General features: G+C 68.3%; 19 protein-coding genes and 1 pseudogene. 7 read left to right on the plus strand and 13 right to left on the minus strand.

What is annotated here, in order from left to right; genetic code table 11:
* Nucleotides 1-146, plus strand: a pseudogene (locus VGU65_RS10590) (IS481 family transposase); the annotation flags it as partial.
* Here the strand turns inward: VGU65_RS10590 and VGU65_RS10595 are convergent.
* From VGU65_RS10595 to VGU65_RS10635, 9 genes are all read right to left on the minus strand, one after another.
* A complete protein-coding gene (locus VGU65_RS10595; RefSeq protein WP_327475498.1) occupies nt 135-875 on the minus strand; it encodes a CPBP family intramembrane glutamic endopeptidase in 741 nt (246 codons plus the stop codon). The pseudogene VGU65_RS10590 and the gene VGU65_RS10595 overlap by 12 nt on opposite strands.
* Before the next feature lie 36 nt (nt 876-911).
* Nucleotides 912-1,238, minus strand: a complete 327-nt coding sequence (locus VGU65_RS10600; protein WP_327475500.1) for a non-heme iron oxygenase ferredoxin subunit — start codon at nt 1,236-1,238, stop codon at nt 912-914.
* Nucleotides 1,235-1,786, minus strand: a complete 552-nt coding sequence (locus tag VGU65_RS10605) for a GNAT family N-acetyltransferase (RefSeq protein WP_327475502.1) — start codon at nt 1,784-1,786, stop codon at nt 1,235-1,237. Before VGU65_RS10605 ends, VGU65_RS10600 begins: the two co-directional genes overlap by 4 nt.
* 91 nt (nt 1,787-1,877) lie before the next feature.
* On the minus strand, nt 1,878-3,134 hold the full coding sequence (locus tag VGU65_RS10610) for a cysteine desulfurase (RefSeq protein WP_327475504.1): 1,257 nt from the start codon (nt 3,132-3,134) through the stop codon (nt 1,878-1,880).
* A 132-nt stretch (nt 3,135-3,266) separates the two neighbouring features.
* Nucleotides 3,267-4,571, minus strand: coding sequence for a Fe-S cluster assembly protein SufD (gene sufD, locus VGU65_RS10615; RefSeq protein ID WP_327475506.1), 1,305 nt, complete (start codon nt 4,569-4,571; stop codon nt 3,267-3,269).
* Nucleotides 4,568-5,335: a Fe-S cluster assembly ATPase SufC gene (gene sufC / locus VGU65_RS10620; RefSeq protein ID WP_327476325.1), complete on the minus strand. Its 768-nt coding sequence runs from the start codon at nt 5,333-5,335 to the stop codon at nt 4,568-4,570. Before sufC ends, sufD begins: the two co-directional genes overlap by 4 nt.
* A 41-nt stretch (nt 5,336-5,376) precedes the next feature.
* Complete coding sequence (locus tag VGU65_RS10625) at nt 5,377-5,796, minus strand: ACT domain-containing protein (RefSeq protein WP_327475508.1); 420 nt, start codon at nt 5,794-5,796, stop codon at nt 5,377-5,379.
* Complete coding sequence (gene sufB / locus VGU65_RS10630) at nt 5,793-7,271, minus strand: Fe-S cluster assembly protein SufB (protein ID WP_327475510.1); 1,479 nt, start codon at nt 7,269-7,271, stop codon at nt 5,793-5,795. The genes VGU65_RS10625 and sufB overlap by 4 nt, the downstream gene beginning before the upstream one ends.
* The gene (locus VGU65_RS10635; protein WP_327475512.1) at nt 7,268-7,723 is read right to left on the minus strand and encodes an SUF system Fe-S cluster assembly regulator; all 456 of its coding nucleotides are present in this window, start codon (nt 7,721-7,723) and stop codon (nt 7,268-7,270) included. Before VGU65_RS10635 ends, sufB begins: the two co-directional genes overlap by 4 nt.
* Before the next feature lie 106 nt (nt 7,724-7,829).
* Between VGU65_RS10635 and VGU65_RS10640 the strand changes: the two genes are divergently transcribed.
* Nucleotides 7,830-8,333, plus strand: a complete 504-nt coding sequence (locus VGU65_RS10640) for a hypothetical protein (protein WP_327475514.1) — start codon at nt 7,830-7,832, stop codon at nt 8,331-8,333.
* A 64-nt stretch (nt 8,334-8,397) separates the two neighbouring features.
* On the plus strand, nt 8,398-8,688 hold the full coding sequence (locus tag VGU65_RS10645; RefSeq protein ID WP_327475516.1) for a hypothetical protein: 291 nt from the start codon (nt 8,398-8,400) through the stop codon (nt 8,686-8,688).
* Between the two features lie 137 nt (nt 8,689-8,825).
* On the opposite strand, the gene VGU65_RS10655 is transcribed toward VGU65_RS10645, so the two are convergent.
* The 3 genes from VGU65_RS10655 to VGU65_RS10665 all read right to left on the minus strand — a co-directional run bounded on the left by VGU65_RS10655 (nt 8,826) and on the right by VGU65_RS10665 (nt 10,594).
* Nucleotides 8,826-9,476 carry a glutathione S-transferase N-terminal domain-containing protein gene (locus tag VGU65_RS10655; RefSeq protein ID WP_327475518.1) on the minus strand — a complete coding sequence of 217 codons (651 nt, stop codon included), beginning with the start codon at nt 9,474-9,476 and terminating at the stop codon, nt 8,826-8,828.
* 59 nt (nt 9,477-9,535) lie between these two features.
* Nucleotides 9,536-9,928 (minus strand): YciI family protein, encoded by a 393-nt coding sequence (locus VGU65_RS10660; protein WP_327475520.1) that lies wholly within the window; start codon nt 9,926-9,928, stop codon nt 9,536-9,538.
* Between the two features lie 126 nt (nt 9,929-10,054).
* Nucleotides 10,055-10,594: a hypothetical protein gene (locus VGU65_RS10665; protein WP_327475522.1), complete on the minus strand. Its 540-nt coding sequence runs from the start codon at nt 10,592-10,594 to the stop codon at nt 10,055-10,057.
* 156 nt (nt 10,595-10,750) lie between these two features.
* Between VGU65_RS10665 and VGU65_RS10670 the strand changes: the two genes are divergently transcribed.
* The 4 genes from VGU65_RS10670 (at nt 10,751) to VGU65_RS10685 (ending at nt 14,594) form a co-directional block, all read left to right on the plus strand.
* Nucleotides 10,751-11,407, plus strand: coding sequence for a glutathione S-transferase family protein (locus tag VGU65_RS10670; protein WP_327475524.1), 657 nt, complete (start codon nt 10,751-10,753; stop codon nt 11,405-11,407).
* 20 nt (nt 11,408-11,427) lie between these two features.
* Nucleotides 11,428-12,135 (plus strand): DUF899 family protein, encoded by a 708-nt coding sequence (locus VGU65_RS10675; RefSeq protein WP_327475527.1) that lies wholly within the window; start codon nt 11,428-11,430, stop codon nt 12,133-12,135.
* A gap of 334 nt (nt 12,136-12,469) precedes the next feature.
* A complete protein-coding gene (locus tag VGU65_RS10680; protein ID WP_327475529.1) occupies nt 12,470-13,609 on the plus strand; it encodes a hypothetical protein in 1,140 nt (379 codons plus the stop codon).
* 142 nt (nt 13,610-13,751) lie between these two features.
* Nucleotides 13,752-14,594, plus strand: coding sequence for a class I SAM-dependent methyltransferase (locus tag VGU65_RS10685; RefSeq protein WP_327475531.1), 843 nt, complete (start codon nt 13,752-13,754; stop codon nt 14,592-14,594).
* Between the two features lie 21 nt (nt 14,595-14,615).
* Here the strand turns inward: VGU65_RS10685 and VGU65_RS10690 are convergent, their stop codons facing one another.
* On the minus strand, nt 14,616-14,828 hold the full coding sequence (locus VGU65_RS10690; protein ID WP_327475533.1) for a hypervirulence associated TUDOR domain-containing protein: 213 nt from the start codon (nt 14,826-14,828) through the stop codon (nt 14,616-14,618).
* Nucleotides 14,829-14,885 lie beyond the last annotated feature (57 nt).

A 14,885-nucleotide genomic window follows, 5' to 3' on the forward strand; every position in this document is an offset into this window, starting at 1 on the left:
GCAGCTACGAGCACTCTGCCCAGCGCGCCGCCCATTGGCTGACCTGGCTACACCAGTACAACTGGCATCGGCCACACGCCAGCCTGGATTACCGGGCCCCAATCACCCGCATCACCATGAACAACCTGGTGGGTTTACACATCTAGCCGGCGCACCGGGAGCACCAGCACGACCAGCAGGATGCCCAGGTGCGCGATCGCCGAAAGCGCCGCGCCGCGGCGCGGATCCAGCGTGTCGACCGCAAGCAGGCCGTTGGCCAGGTTCCATCCCCAATGCAACCCGACCGCAGCCCACAAGGTGCCGCTGCGCCACAGCGCCGTCGCATAGGCTAGGCCGAAGCAGAACAACATCGCCCATTCGAGCGGTCCACGCTCCAGCCGGTAGATGTGGTTGAGCACGTACATGAGGCTGGAGAACGCCACGAAAACCAGGCCGCGCCGCCAATGGACACCGGCGGCGCGATACCAGAATCCGCGCGTGAGGATGTCCTCCGCCAGCGAGGGTACGAAGGTGCCCACGAGCAGCATCGCCAGCGCGCCGGCGGAAAACCCGTTCCAAACCAGTCCGCCGCTGTCGGATGCATAGACGCCCAGGCGCAGGCCCACCGCAACGGCCAAGGCCTTGCCCGCCACGGCCAGCCCCAGCCCGCCGGCAAGCCAGAACCAGACGCGCACCGGTGCCCACCGGAGCGCATAAGCACCGTAGCCTTTCCAGCCCAGCCAGCGCGACAACGGCCAAGCCGCCAGCACGCTGGCGATCATCAGGCCATCCTGGACAACGACGTCGCGCAGCCAGCGGGCGCCCACGCCCTCGGCCGACTGGTAGAGAACGAACAGCACACCAAACGCGAGCGGCGCGCGCCACGGACGCAGCATCGGTATTCCCCGGAAACCCCCACGCCAGCGTAGCACTCAGCGGTCGTCGCGCGTCCAGACGGAACCCTGCTCCTGGCGCACCGGGAAAGCCGCGATCGGTTCGTAGGCCGGCGGGCGGGTCACCGCACCGGTGCGCAGGTCGAAGCGCGCACCGTGGCGGGGGCACTCGACCTCGAAGCCGAACACCTCGCCGCCCGCAAGGTCGCCCCCGTCGTGCGTGCAGACATCCTCGATCGCGTACAGGCCGCCGTCCACGTTGTAGACCGCGATCGGCGTATCGCCGTCGTACACCACGCGAAACTCGCCCGGCAGCAGCTCGCCGGCCGCGCAGACGCGCACCCAACCTTCCGCTGCCAGGCTCATGCGGACGCTCCGGCCAGTTCCTTGACCAGCAGTTCGAAGCGCAGGTCGTCGCGGCGCGGCAAGCCGAAGCGCTCGTCGCCATAGGGAAATGGCTTGTAGGTCCCGGTGCGGCGGTAGCCGCGGCGCTCGTACCAGGCGATGAGTTCGGCACGCTGCACGATCACGGTCATTTCCATCACGCGGCAGTGCCACTCCCCGCGCGCTATGTTCTCCGCCTGCGCGAGCAGCAGCTTGCCCAGGCCGCCCGTCTGTTGCGTGGGGTCGATGGCGAACATGCCGAAATAGGCCGCATCGCCCTGGCGCTCCACATGGCAACTACCCAATAGGCGACCGTCGCGCTCCAGCAGCACGATCCGGCTGTCCGGGCGCGCGATCAAGGCACCGACGTCGGCGTCGTCGGTGCGCCTGCCGTCGAGCAGGTCCGATTCGGTGGTCCAGCCGCGGCGGCCGGAATCGCCGCGATAGGCCGATTCGACCAGCGCGACCACGGCGGGAACGTCCGCCAGGGTGGCAGCGCGGAACGTGGGAAGGGAATGCGGGGTGGTCATGGCGCCCATGATAACCAGCGGCCGCCCGTGCGATCGCTGATCTGGCGCAAGCGCGCTTGGTGTCCGCGGACGAAGCTCGACCGCGGGGCGATCACATGAGCAGCTTGCGCACCTTCTGCAGCGCCGCGACGAACACATCCACCTCGTCCATGGTGTTGTAGAAGGCCAGCGAGGCACGCAGCGTGGCGGGCACGCCGTAGTGCTGCATCAGCGGATGGGCGCAATGATGGCCCGAGCGCACCGCCACGCCCTCCAGGTCGAGCAGCGTGGCCAGGTCGGTCGATTGCGTACCTTCGATCAGGAAGGAGAGCACCGGCTCCTTTTCGGCCGCCTCGCCGAACAGCCGCAGTCCCGGGACCCCATGCAACCGCTCGGTCGCGTAGGCGAGCAGCTGCTGTTCCCAGGCGTGGGCGGCATCCAGGTCGAGTTCGCGGTAGTAGTCCACCGCCGCCCCCAGGCCGACGAAACCGGCGATGTTGGGCGTGCCGGCTTCGAACTTGTGCGGCGGATCGGCGAAGGTGGTGCCGTCCACGCGCACCTGCCGGATCATGTCCCCGCCACCGAAGAACGGCGGCATCGCATCCAGGCGCGCGCGGCGCGCCCACAGCGCGCCGGTGCCGGTGGGACCGAGCATCTTGTGCCCGGTGAAGGCGTAGAAGTCGCAACCCAGCGCCTGCACGTCCACCGGCCGGTGCGGCACGGCCTGCGAGCCGTCGACCAGCAGCGGGATGCCGCGACGCGCGCACTCGCGCGCGATCTCGCGCACCGGGTTGACCGTGCCCAGCACGTTGGAAACGTGCGCCAGGCAGGCGAGCTTGACCTCCGGCGTGAGCATCTCCAGGTAGCGCTCGACGATGAGCTGGCCACGCTCGTCGATCGGCGCGAACTTCACCGCGGCGCCGCTGCGCTGGGCGACCAGTTGCCAGGGCACGATATTGGCGTGGTGCTCCATCAACGTCGTGAGAACCGCATCGCCGGGCTTGAGCTGCGGCAACGCGAAGCTGTAGGCCACCAGGTTGATCGCCTGGGTGGTGCCGGAGGTCAACACCAGTTCGTTGCGTGAAGGCGCATTGATGAAGCGGGCGAGCTTGTCGCGGGCCCCCTCGTAGGCGAGCGTGGCCTCCTCGCCGAGCTGGTGCACGGCGCGCGAAACGTTGGCGTTGTGCAGGCGGTAGTGCGCGTCCATCGCCTCGATCACCGCCGCCGGCTTCTGGCTGGTGTTGGCGTTGTCCAGGTAAACCAGCGGCTTGCCATGCACACTGCGGGCGAGCAGCGGAAAGTCGGTGCGGACGCGCTCGACATCGAAGGCGGCAGGCGCGCTGTGTGCGTGTGCGGCGGTGGCGGCCATCGGGGTCTCGCTTTGTGAAGGATCGATCACGATGTTTTAGCCTGCCGGATGTGAAGAAAAGCTGGGCTTGCGTACGACCGCGCCGAGGCGGGTGCCGCCTCTCCCGCGCCGCAGGAGAGCAAGCAGAACGGATCAGCCGGGCAGTCGCGCCAGCAGCAACTGTTCGACGTAGGTGCGCAGCGTCTCGTCAGGCAACGACTCGAACGGCACGCGGGCAAAGGCGGCGGTCAGCAGCGAGCGGGCCTGGTCACCTGGAATCCCGCGCGAGCGCAGGTAGAACAATGCGCGTTCGTCGAGCTGGCCGACGGTGGCGCCGTGTGCGGCCTTTACTTCGTCCGCGTAGATTTCCAGTTCGGGCTTGGTGTCGATTTCCGCCTGCGACGACAGCAGCAGGTTCTTGTTGCTGAGCGTGGCATCGCTGCCGTCGGCGCCGGCCTCGACCACGATAGCGCCACGGAATACGCCGCGCCCACGGCCGCCGGCCACGCCTCGCCAGGTCGACGAGGACAGGGTGTCGCGCGCCCTGTGATGGATCGCCAGCTGCGTATCCATGTGCTGGCGCCCGTTCGGCAGGAACGCGCCATCGGTGCGGAATGCCGCGCCATCACCCACCAGTTCGGCGCGCAGGTCGTGGCGCGCCAGCGCACCGCCCAGCTCCAGCGCATGCAGCTGGACCTGCGCACGCGCATCGAGGCGATAGTGGCTGCGGCGAACCAGGCTGCTGCCCGTGTCCGCCTGCTGCAGCACGACGTGATGCAGCTTGGCGCCGGACTGCAGAGCAAAGTCGGCTACGCCGGTACCCAGATGCGCCTGCCCGCCGGTGGACAGGTGCTGTTCGATGAGCGTCAGCTCGCTGCCCACGCCCAGGTCGACCAGGTTGCGCACATGCCAGGCCAGATCCTCTTGGGCGCCGGCGCCGACGAACACCAGGCGCACCGGGACCGGCACCTGGATGCCGGCGCCGATGCGCAGCACCACGCCGTCGGAGGCAAAGGCGGCATTGACGCGCGCGAACGCATCGCCCGGGCCGCGGTAGTGGCGGGACAAGGCGAAACGCAAGGACTCGGGCACCTCGGCCAGTGCCCTCGACAGGGGCCTCAGGTCCACGCCATCGGGCAGCGCATCGAACGCGGAAAGGTCGGCACGGAAAACGCCGTTGACGAACACCAGCGCGGGGCCGTCCGAGCCCGGCAGCGCGAGCAGACTGGCTTCCACCGGTCGCTCGAGCGCCAGCGCATCCCCACTGGCGTAGCGGCGCTGCGCCAGGGCGCGCAGCGCGGTGTACTTCCAGGCCTCCACGCGGGTATCGGGCAGCCCGGCATCGACGAAGGCATCGCGGTTCTGGCGGCGCGCCTGGTCCAGCCAGGCGGTGGCGCTGGCCGGCAAAGGCGCCTCGGCCAGCGCGGCCACGAACGGCGTGCGGGCCATCTGGGTCATGCCGAAGCTCCAGCAGGCTCGCTGTGCTGGCCGATCCATGCGTAGCCGCTCTCTTCCAGCTTCAGCGCGAGACTGCGATCGCCGCTCTCGACGATGCGCCCGCCGGCCAGCACGTGCACGAAGTCCGGAACGATGTAGTCGAGCAGGCGCTGATAGTGCGTCACCACGATGAACGAGCGCTCCGGCGAGCGCAGCGCGTTGACGCCCTCGGCCACCTGCTTGAGCGCATCGATGTCCAGGCCCGAGTCGGTCTCGTCCAGGATCGCGAGCCTGGGCTCTAGCAGCGCCATCTGGAAGATCTCGTTGCGCTTCTTCTCGCCGCCGGAGAAGCCCTCGTTGACCGCACGGTTCAGGAGCTCCGGCGAGAGCTGCATGATCTTGAGCTTCTCGCGTACGAGCTTGAGGAACTGCATCGAGTCGAGCTCGGCCTCGCCGCGCGCCTTGCGCTGGGCGTTGAAGGCCGCGCGCAGGAAATAGGTGTTGTTCACGCCCGGGATCTCCACCGGGTACTGGAATGCCAGGAACACGCCGGCTGCGGCGCGCTCCTCGGGCTCGAGCTCCAGCAGGTTGCGGCCTTCGAACAGCACCGAGCCTTCGGTCACTTCGTAGCCTTCGCGCCCGGACAGCACGTTGCCCAGCGTGGATTTGCCCGCGCCGTTGGGGCCCATGATGGCGTGCACCTCGCCCGGCCTCACCTCGAGCGAGAGGCCCTTGAGGATGTCCTTGCCCTCGACGCGGGCGTGCAGGTTGTCGATCTTGAGCAGGGTCTGCGTGGGCAGGTTCGGCGTGGGCATGGTCGGGTCCATCAGGAAGACAGGTGCGCGAGCGCGGCGAGCGCGTCTTCGCGGCGGTTCCATGGCACGAACACGTGGTCGTGCAGGAACGCGGAAACCGGGTTGCAGGAGATGCCGCGCGCGGCGAGCGCGGCCGAGACGGCGGCCATCATGCCTACCGCATCGAGGCTGGATTCGACGCCCAGGGTGATCTGCGCCCACAGCAGACGGTCGGCGACGACCTCACCGCCCTCCAGGTCGTGGTCGACGATCAGCGTGACGCCCTCGTCCTCGCGGAACATCATCAGCGCCTCGGGGATGCGCGCGGCAGCCTGGTCGTGCGCGACGAACAGGAACCGGCACGGCGCCGGATGCAGGCGCGGGTTCAGTCCGGCCAGCAGCGCGCGCAGGTCGGTGCCGCCGGGATGCGCAGTGGTGGCGGCAGTGGTCATCCGACCGCGCCTTCCAGCGAGACCTCGAGCAGCTTCTTGGCCTCCACCGCGAACTCCATCGGCAGCTCGCGGAAGACCTGCTTGCAGAAGCCGTCGACGATCATCGACACGGCGTCTTCCTCGCCGATGCCGCGGCTGCGGCAGTAGAAGAGCTGGTCGTCGGAAATCTTCGAGGTGGTCGCCTCGTGCTCGACGGTGGCGGTGGGGTTCTTCACCTCCATGTACGGAAAGGTGTGCGCGCCGCACTTCTTGCCGATCAGCAGCGAGTCGCACTGGGTGTAGTTGCGCGCGCGCTCGGCGCCCTTCTCCACCTTGACCAGGCCGCGGTAGCTGTTGGAGCTGCGCCCGGCGGAGATGCCCTTGGAAACGATCTTGGACTTGGTGTCCTTGCCAAGATGGATCATCTTGGTGCCGGTGTCGGCCTGCTGGAAGTGGTGCGTGAGCGCCACCGAGTAGAACTCGCCGACCGAGCGGTCGCCGCGCAGCACCACGGACGGGTACTTCCAGGTCACCGCCGAGCCGGTCTCGACCTGCGTCCAGCTGATCTTGCTGTCGGCGCCGCGGCAGTCGCCGCGCTTGGTCACGAAGTTGTAGATGCCACCGACGCCGTTCTCGTCGCCGGGATACCAGTTCTGCACGGTGGAATACTTGATGGTGGCGCCTTCCAGCGCGACCAGTTCCACCACCGCCGCGTGCAGTTGGTTTTCGTCGCGCCGCGGCGCCGTGCAGCCTTCCAGGTAGGAGACGTGCGCGCGGTCCTCGCAGACGATCAGCGTGCGCTCGAACTGGCCGGTGTTCTGCGCGTTGATGCGGAAGTAGGTGGACAGCTCCATCGGACAGCGCACGCCGGCCGGCACGAACACGAAGCTGCCATCGGAGAACACCGCGGAATTGAGCGCGGCGAAGAAGTTGTCGCCCTGCGGCACCACGCTGCCCAGGTACTTGCGCACGAGTTCCGGATGTTCGCGGATCGCCTCGCTCATCGAGCAGAAGATCACCCCGGCGTCGGCCAGCTTCTTGCGGAAGGTGGTGCCGACCGAGACCGAGTCGAACACCGCGTCCACCGCCACGCCTGCGAGCGCCGCGCGCTCGTGCAGCGGTACGCCCAGCTTCTCGTAGGTCTCCAGCAGCGCCGGATCGACCTCGTCCAGCGACCTGGGCGCCGTCTTGGGCGCGGAGTAATAGCTGATCGCCTGGTAGTCGATCGGGTCGATCTTGAGCTTGGCCCAGTCCGGCGTGGGCATGGCCTGCCAGTGGCGGAAGGCCTCCAGGCGCCATCGCGTCATCCACTCCGGCTCGCGCTTGATCGCCGAGAGCTGGCGAATGGTGTCTTCGTCCAGGCCCGGCGGCAGGCTGACGCTTTCGATGTCGGTGACGAAGCCGGCCGCGTAGTTGCGGCCGAGCGCCTCGGCGACCTCGGCGTTGTCGCGCAGCGCGGCGGCGTCGGTCCGGCTTTCGATGGATTCGGCACTCATGCGTGGGTCCTGCCTTTCAGCTCGCTCAGCGCCACGGTGGCGACCGTCGGGCGCAACGGCTGCAGCATCTCCGCCAGGCTTACCGCGCGCAGCGCGCTGTCGAGCACGTTGTTGATGCGCCGCCAGCTGCCGCGCACGCCGCACTGCGACTCGCGCTCGCACTGGCCCTCGACGCTGCATTCGGTCATGCCGATCGGTCCTTCCATCGCCTCGACGATCTGCGCGAGGCTGATCTGGCCCGCCGGCCGCGCCAGCCGGTAGCCGCCATTGACGCCGCGGAAGGATTCCACCAGCCCGGCATGGGCGAGCGATTTCAGCAGCTTGCTCACGGTCGGCAACTCCAGCCGGGTCTCCTCGGCGATCTGCGCGGTGCTGAGCACGTCCTGCGGATGGGCGGCGATGCAGGTCATCACCACCGTGGCGTAATCGGTCAGGCGGCTGACGCGGAGCATGGGGAGCCGAGCCTCGTTAAATCAAGACCAAAATGGTACGGATTTACCGCGCTGGCGTCAATCCGCCTTCGCTCGGTCCCGAGTCCCCTCGCGGCACACTTCGCACATGGACACGCCCGCCCACCCTGCGATCGCCTGGCCCGGCTTCGATGCCGAGCGAGCCCTGGTGTTGCCGCTGTTGGCCGCGCTGATGGCTACGCCCTTCGGCGAGCGTTGCCAGATCGACGGCGTGCGGCTTGCACGCAAGCAGGAGTTCCACGTCACCCTGCTCGACCGGCAGATGGCCCGTGCCGCGGCCGGCTATGGCGAACCACAGCTGCGCGCGCTGTACGAAACGCTGCGATGGATACCGCGGCGCACCGGCCGGTACGCGCTGTTGCACGAAACCAAACGCACCGGCACTGGCCTGCTCGAGTGCTGGTCGCTGATCGAGCACCTGCAGTTGCCGGCGATGCACTCCTATCGCGCGGTACTGTCCCAGGCGCTGGGGCCAGCCTTCGACGATCCCGTGCCGCACGTGACCCATTTCGTGCACGGCGACCCCAACGGCATTGGGGTGCCGCACGTCCGAGCGCTGGACCGGCTGCTGGTGCGTGCGGTCTTGCCCTGACCATCACCCGGCCCGCACGGCCGCGGCCGCACACTTGCGCCGTCCAGCGAACGAGGGCAAGCCCATGCAAGAACCGATCGAACCCGGCTACATGGTCTTCGTCGCCGATGGCGACGTGGGTGTGGGCGCCGTGCGCGAGGTTCACGCGGACAGCAGGGAACTGGTGGTGAACATCGAGAACGGCGGCGACTTTACGCTGCCGGCCGAGGCCATCCGCGACGTGCACGAGGGGAAGGTGATCCTGGACATGGAGCACCTGCCGCAAGCCATGCGCGAGGCACTGAAGCACCCGCACGACGCAGAGGACCCGGACTACGAAGCGCCCGGCTCGCAGGACGAAACAGCGGGCCAGTGACGCCCGACAAGCGCAACGAGAAGGACAAGAATCGGGCCGCCCCGTGCGGGCCGGCCGCAACGTCTGGATCGACGCGGGCGCGATCATCCTGCCGGGCGTGTCGGCGCCATCGCATCATGCGGGTGACGTAGGCGACCTCAGGGTGCCGTTGCGACGTCGAACGCGTAGACGGTGGCCTGCACGGCGGGCCGCTGGCGATAGGCCTGGGCGAATGCGGCCAGGTGACGATAGGGCGCCACCGGCAGGGTGTCGCGAAACTCCAGGTGATCGAGCAGACAGAACAGCGAAGCTTCCAGCAGGCTCAAGTCCCGCGGAGGCAGGCCTTGCAGGACCGCTTCCAGGTTGGCATCCAGCCAGGCCAGCGCGTTGCGGAAACCCTCGGCCGCCTTGGCGAAATAGACGTTCCCCGCCGGCAGCTGCGCCACCTGCATGCCGAAAACCAGTTGCACCTGCGCGCCCATACCGTGCCAGATGAGTTCCTGCGCGTTGCGCGCACGCAGGTCGGGCAACTGGTCGGTCCACACGATGCGCAGGTCGGTGGTGGCCAGCGGGACCAGGGCATGGCAGATGTTCTCCGCGCCGAATACCGGCCCTTCCCTCAGCACCAGCACCGGCAACTTGAGCGCAGGGTTGCCCGCATAGTCGGCCGGGTCGCGCGAGGCCAGGTCGTGCACAGGCACGAACGCGCAGGCGACGCCCAGCTCCGCGGCGAACAGCCGCGCCAGCCGGGTGAAGTGCGAACTACTGCGGCCGACAAGCCGTGGCTGCGGGTCACGATCGGAAATCACGGGCATCCTCCGCGGTGGCCGAGCCAATGTAAGGCATGGGCTGGCAGCGCGCCGTGCATTCAGCCGGCAGCCGCCGCCATCGCCCGTGCCGCACCGCAGTGTTCGCTGTCCGGTTCCTCGATTTGCCGCATCTCGCACTCGAGGTCCCACTCGTCGCCGTGCAGTGCCAGGAAGCGCTTGGTCAGCTCGATCGCGTGCGCCATGGAATCGGTCTGCAGGATCGCGTATCCGCCGATGACCTCCTTCGCTTCGGTGAATGGGCCGTCCGTGCTCGACAGACGACCGCCCTGCAGTCGCACCCGCGCGCCTTCGGCGGAGGGGCGCAACCCGGCGGTATCGACCAGGGTGCCTTCACGGGTCATCTGCTCGACCAGCCTGCCCATGTCGGCCATCAACTGCTCGCTGGGCAGCTTGCCGGATTCCTGGATCCGGATCATCGAAAGGAAGCGCATGGTGTTCTCCGTGATGGACGCGCCGCCGCGGCGCGACTCACGGTACGACGAACCGTTGCGTGCGGGATCGACACCGCACGCAACGGATGACTCCTGCGCCGCCCACGGCGGAGCAGGAAGCGCGTGCTACTGCCGCCTCCGCGGAAGCGGCGCCGGCGCATTCTGCGCAGCGTTCTGCACCGGCGGCTCGATGCGGTCGGGACGCTCGTACCAGGTAGGATCCTGCCGGCGTTCGAAATACCGCTGGTGTGGCGTGAACTCGTTGCGGTTCCTCAACGCGAGCCGATGGCCGTCGATGTGCACCCAATACCACTGGCCGGGCGGCACCGGAGAGGTCGACACGTAAACGAAGCGGGCGTCGTACTTCCCGTCCGGGCGCGGCGAAGTCTGCAGGCCGAGGTTGATGACGAACTGGCTCGCGACCGCGTGACCATGGTCGTTCGCCGGCCGGGTGATCATCTGGTCCAGCGTATTTCGCAGCAGCCGGTCATAGCGTGGCGCCAGGTCCACCGCGGGCGAAACGTCGGTCACCTTGCCAGCCCTGTCGACCTGCACCAGCACCGGCATGACCCGGGGCGTGAACTGGTTGATGGACATCTGTTCCGCCATCGCAGCCTGGCCGGCGGACAGCGTACCCAGCAGCAACAATGCGCAATGCCGTTTCATGGGAAACCTCCTTGGTCTGCCACCCCGCCCGACGATCGTAGTCCTGCAGCGACGCCCCGGCCAGCGCAAAATCGCGCGACCGGCCCACCGGATGAAGGCCATGTCGAATTCCTTCCCGCTCGCGCGTCGTGAGGCGAGTCCATAAGGAATGCAGCCGTGCCCTCGCCCAGGCTCTACGCCCATCCGTTCTCCTCCTACAGCCAGAAGGCGCTGATCGCGCTGTATGAGCACGACACGCCATTCGAGTACCGCTCGCTGGAGGATCCCCTGGCCCGCGAAGAGCTGGCCGCGCTGTGGCCGTTGCAACGCTTTCCCATCCTGGTCGATCGGCAGCGCGTGGTGCTGGAGGCCAGTTGCGTCATCGAATACCTGGACGTGCACTATCCCGGCCCTAAGCGCCTGGTCCCGACCGACCCGAAGGCCGCGCTGGAAGTGCGCATGCTCGACCGCTTCTTCGACAACTATGTCGCCACGCCGCAGCAGAAGGCCGTGTTCGACGCCCTTCGTCCCGAGGGCAGTCGCGACCCCTATGGCGTGACCGAGGCCAAGGCCCAGCTGGAACGCGCCTATGCCTGGCTCGACCGGCATATGGATGGACGCGAATGGGCCGCGGGCGACGACTTCAGCCTGGCCGACTGCGCGGCCGCGCCCTTCCTGTTCTACGCCGACTGGACCCATTCCATCGCCCCGGCCTTTTCCCGCGTGCGCGCCTATCGCACCCGCTTGCTGGCACGTCCGTCGTTCGCCCGCGCGGTGGACGAGGCCAGGCCGTATCGCGCCTATTTCCCGCTCGGCGCGCCCGATCGCGACTGATCGCTACCACGGAGACCAACATGACCCCGCTCACTTCCGCCGCCGAATTGGCCCTGCGCAACCGCCTGCGGTTTCCCAACGAAAGCGACGCCTACCGCCGCGCCCGCCAGGCCTTGCTCACCGAAGAGATCGAACTGCGCCGCCATCTCGAACGCGTGGCCGAGCAGCGCCGGGCGCTGCCTCCCGGCGGCGAGGTCACCGGCGATTATCGTTTCGAGGGCGAGACCGGTCCGCTCGGCTTCGCCGACCTGTTCGGCGACAAGCAGACGCTGGTGGTCTACAGCTACATGTTCGGTCCGCAGCGCAAGCGTCCCTGCCCGATGTGCACCTCGCTGCTCAGCGCCTGGGACGGCGAGGCGCGCGACATGGAGCAGCGCTTCGCCCTGGCGGTGGTGGCCCGCTCGCCCATCGACCGCCTCGCCGCCTTCCGGCGCGAGCGCGGCTGGCGTCACCTGAAGCTGTACTCGGACATCGACGGCGCCTACAGCCGCGACTATTTCGGCGTGGATGCCGATGGTGGCGATGGCGACCAGGCGGCGTTCAACGTGTTCACCCGCCGCGACGGCACCATCAGGCATTTCTGGAGCGGCGAGATGGGGCCCGAAAGCGCGGACCCCGGCCAGGATCCGCGCGGCGCGCCCGACCTGATGCCGCTATGGACCGTGCTCGACTGCACGCCGGAAGGGCGCGGCACCGACTGGTATCCCAGCCTGGACTACCCCGCTTGAACGAATGATCCGGGTCGAACGACCGCTGGCAAACGCTGCCCACCCCTGCCGTCGTGGTCGCCATGGTGCCGCTGCACCAGGCCCTGCCCGCTGGCCTGCTCGTGGCAGCCCTGTTTGGTTGGCGCCTGCGGCTGGCATCGGTTTCGATGTCACTTTTCCGGCCGCTTGGCGCACCGCACCGCCAGGCCAGGAAAGCGCACGTCAGGGTTCGCTCATGGTGAGCCGTGGCATCGACGGCGGAAAGGCGCATGCGCAGGCCAGGCAAGCCCGCCCGCGTCGCCCCTCGTAGACCGGCTTCACGCGCCTTAGCGGCGCGATTGGTTATCGCAACCCGATGGCTGCCTCCGATCTCATCGCCGCGGCCGAGCTCATGGACCAGTTCGCCCAGCGCACCGGCCTGGATTCGGGCACGGCTCCCGTGCGCTACCTGTGGACCGATGCGTTCGCCGCCTGCAACTTCCAGTACCTGGCCGAAGCTGGTGCGGACGCCCGCTTCGATGCCCTGGCGCAACGCACGGTCGAGCAGGTGCACGAACTGCTCGGTCATTTCCGTGCCGACGACACGCGCAGCGGCTGGTTGCGCGGCGCTTGCGGGCAGGCTGATGGCGAACATCCCACCCGCGCCGGCCTTCGCATAGGCAAGCCACTGCCCGAGCGCGCCAGCGAACAAGCCTTCGACGAGCGGCTGGAGTGGGAGCGCGACGGGCAGTATTTCCACTACCTGACGCGCTGGATGCGGGCGCTCGAGCAGCTGGGCCGGCGCCGCGGCGAGCCGCACCTGACACGCTGGGCGCGCGAGCTGGCCGATACGGCCCATCGCGCCTTCACCCACGCGGCCGGTGGCGGCCGCAAGCGCATGTACTGGAAGATGAGCACCGATCTGTCGCGGCCACTGGTCCCATCGATGGGCCAGCACGATCCGCTGGATGGCCTGGTCACCGCGCTCGCGCTGCGCACGGACGCGACCCCTGAAATGGACCAGGCCATCGCGGACTACCGTGTCATGATGCGCGAGAGCCCGCTCGCCACCGGCGATCCGCTGGGCCTCGGCAGCCTGCTGATGGATGCGTTGCGGCTGGAAGAGCTGTTGCGGGCCGGCCACGGCGGCCATGGACCGCTGCTCGAGCACGTGCTGGAAAATGCGGCCGCGAGCCTGCCCCATCTCTCCCTGCAGCTTGGCGCACCGGCAGAACTGCGCCTGGGATTCCGCGAACTGGGCCTGGCCATCGGCCTGGGCGGGCTAAAGCAGCTGGCGGTACACCTGACCGAATGGCCCCCCACCGAAAGCCGACGCATGCGGCCGATGCTCGAGGCTTTGCTCACTTACCTGCCGCTGCGCCAGGCGATCCAGGCGTTCTGGCTCGATCCGGTCCATCGCCGCTCCGCTTCGTGGCGCGAACACCGCGACATCAACGAGGTGATGCTGGCGACCAGCCTACTGGCTGGAACCGACGGTCTCTGGGCCTGGTCCTGACGGGCCTGCACACGGACCGCACCGCCCCCAAGCCGGCCGCCTCAAGTGCGTCGCTTGGTCTGCGGCCATCAGGCAGCGCTCCTGCTGCATCGCCTTGCGGTGCGCTACGATGCCGCCCCCTTCGCCAAGGACAGCCGCCGCCGTGGCGCACTATGCCGGCCCCCTGCTGACGCAAGCTGTCGCCGGTTCGCTGCTCGAGGCACGCGATGCCGGCGCCGACGAGTGGAGCGGCTCGCTCGACCTTGGCCGCACGAGCGGCACTGCCCGGCTTCATGCGGAGGAATGGCAGTGGTGCGGGCGTAGCTATCCCTATCCCGTCGGGCTGAAGGACCGCACGATCTACTACTGGGACGACGAAGCGTTCGCGCCGGCGTCGCGCTTCTCCGGTTCGCTGATCAAGCTGGTGCCCACCGAGTGGGGGGCGCCGACCTTCGAGATCGACGGCATCAAGATGCTGCCCACGTCCAAGGCATCGCCGCTCGACGATGCGCGCCGCAAGGTGGAATTGGTCCAGCCGCGCGGCAAGGTGGTGCTCGATACCTGCGGCGGCCTGGGCTATTTCGCCGCGTGCTGCCTGGAGGCGGGCGCGACGCTCGTCCGCTCGTTCGAGAAGAACGCCGACGTGCTGTGGCTGCGCACGCTCAATCCGTGGTCGCCCGATCCCGATGCACCAGCCAGCGGCGGACGCCTCGAACTCGTGCACGGCGACGTCTCGCAGGAAATCGCGCAGATTCCCGATGCCTCGGTGGATGCGCTGCTGCACGATCCGCCCCGCTTCGGCATCGCCGGGGAGCTTTATTCGCAAGCGTTCTATGGACAGCTCGCGCGCGTGCTTCGCCGCAGCGGGTGGCTGTTCCACTACACCGGCAGCCCGAACAAGCTCACCAGCGGCCGCGACGTTCCGCGCGAAGTGGCCAAGCGGCTGGAATCAGCCGGCTTCAAGGCCCAACTGGCGCTCGACGGCGTACTGGCCACCCGGCGCTGAGCGCCGATCGCGCGGGCCGCTTCAATCGATCCTGTGCAAGGCCGAGCCCTTGTGCATGGCGACATGCCCGGTCTTGTCGCTGCGGATCTCGTATTGCGGGTCTTCTTCGCTGCAGTGGCGCGTATGGCCCTTGTAGTCGGTATCGCGCGTGTGCACCTTGATGATCCTCCCGGTGACGTGGCCGGCTTCGGAGTTCCAGCGCACGTGGTCGCCGACCTTGAACGGATGCTTCATGGAGACCTCTTCACCGATGGGCGCCGGCCGGGTTGGCCGCGGAGCGCGGGGCACCCG

Origin of the sequence: Frateuria sp. (genome assembly GCF_035943815.1) — a bacterium.
Lineage (GTDB): Bacteria > Pseudomonadota > Gammaproteobacteria > Xanthomonadales > Rhodanobacteraceae > Frateuria_A.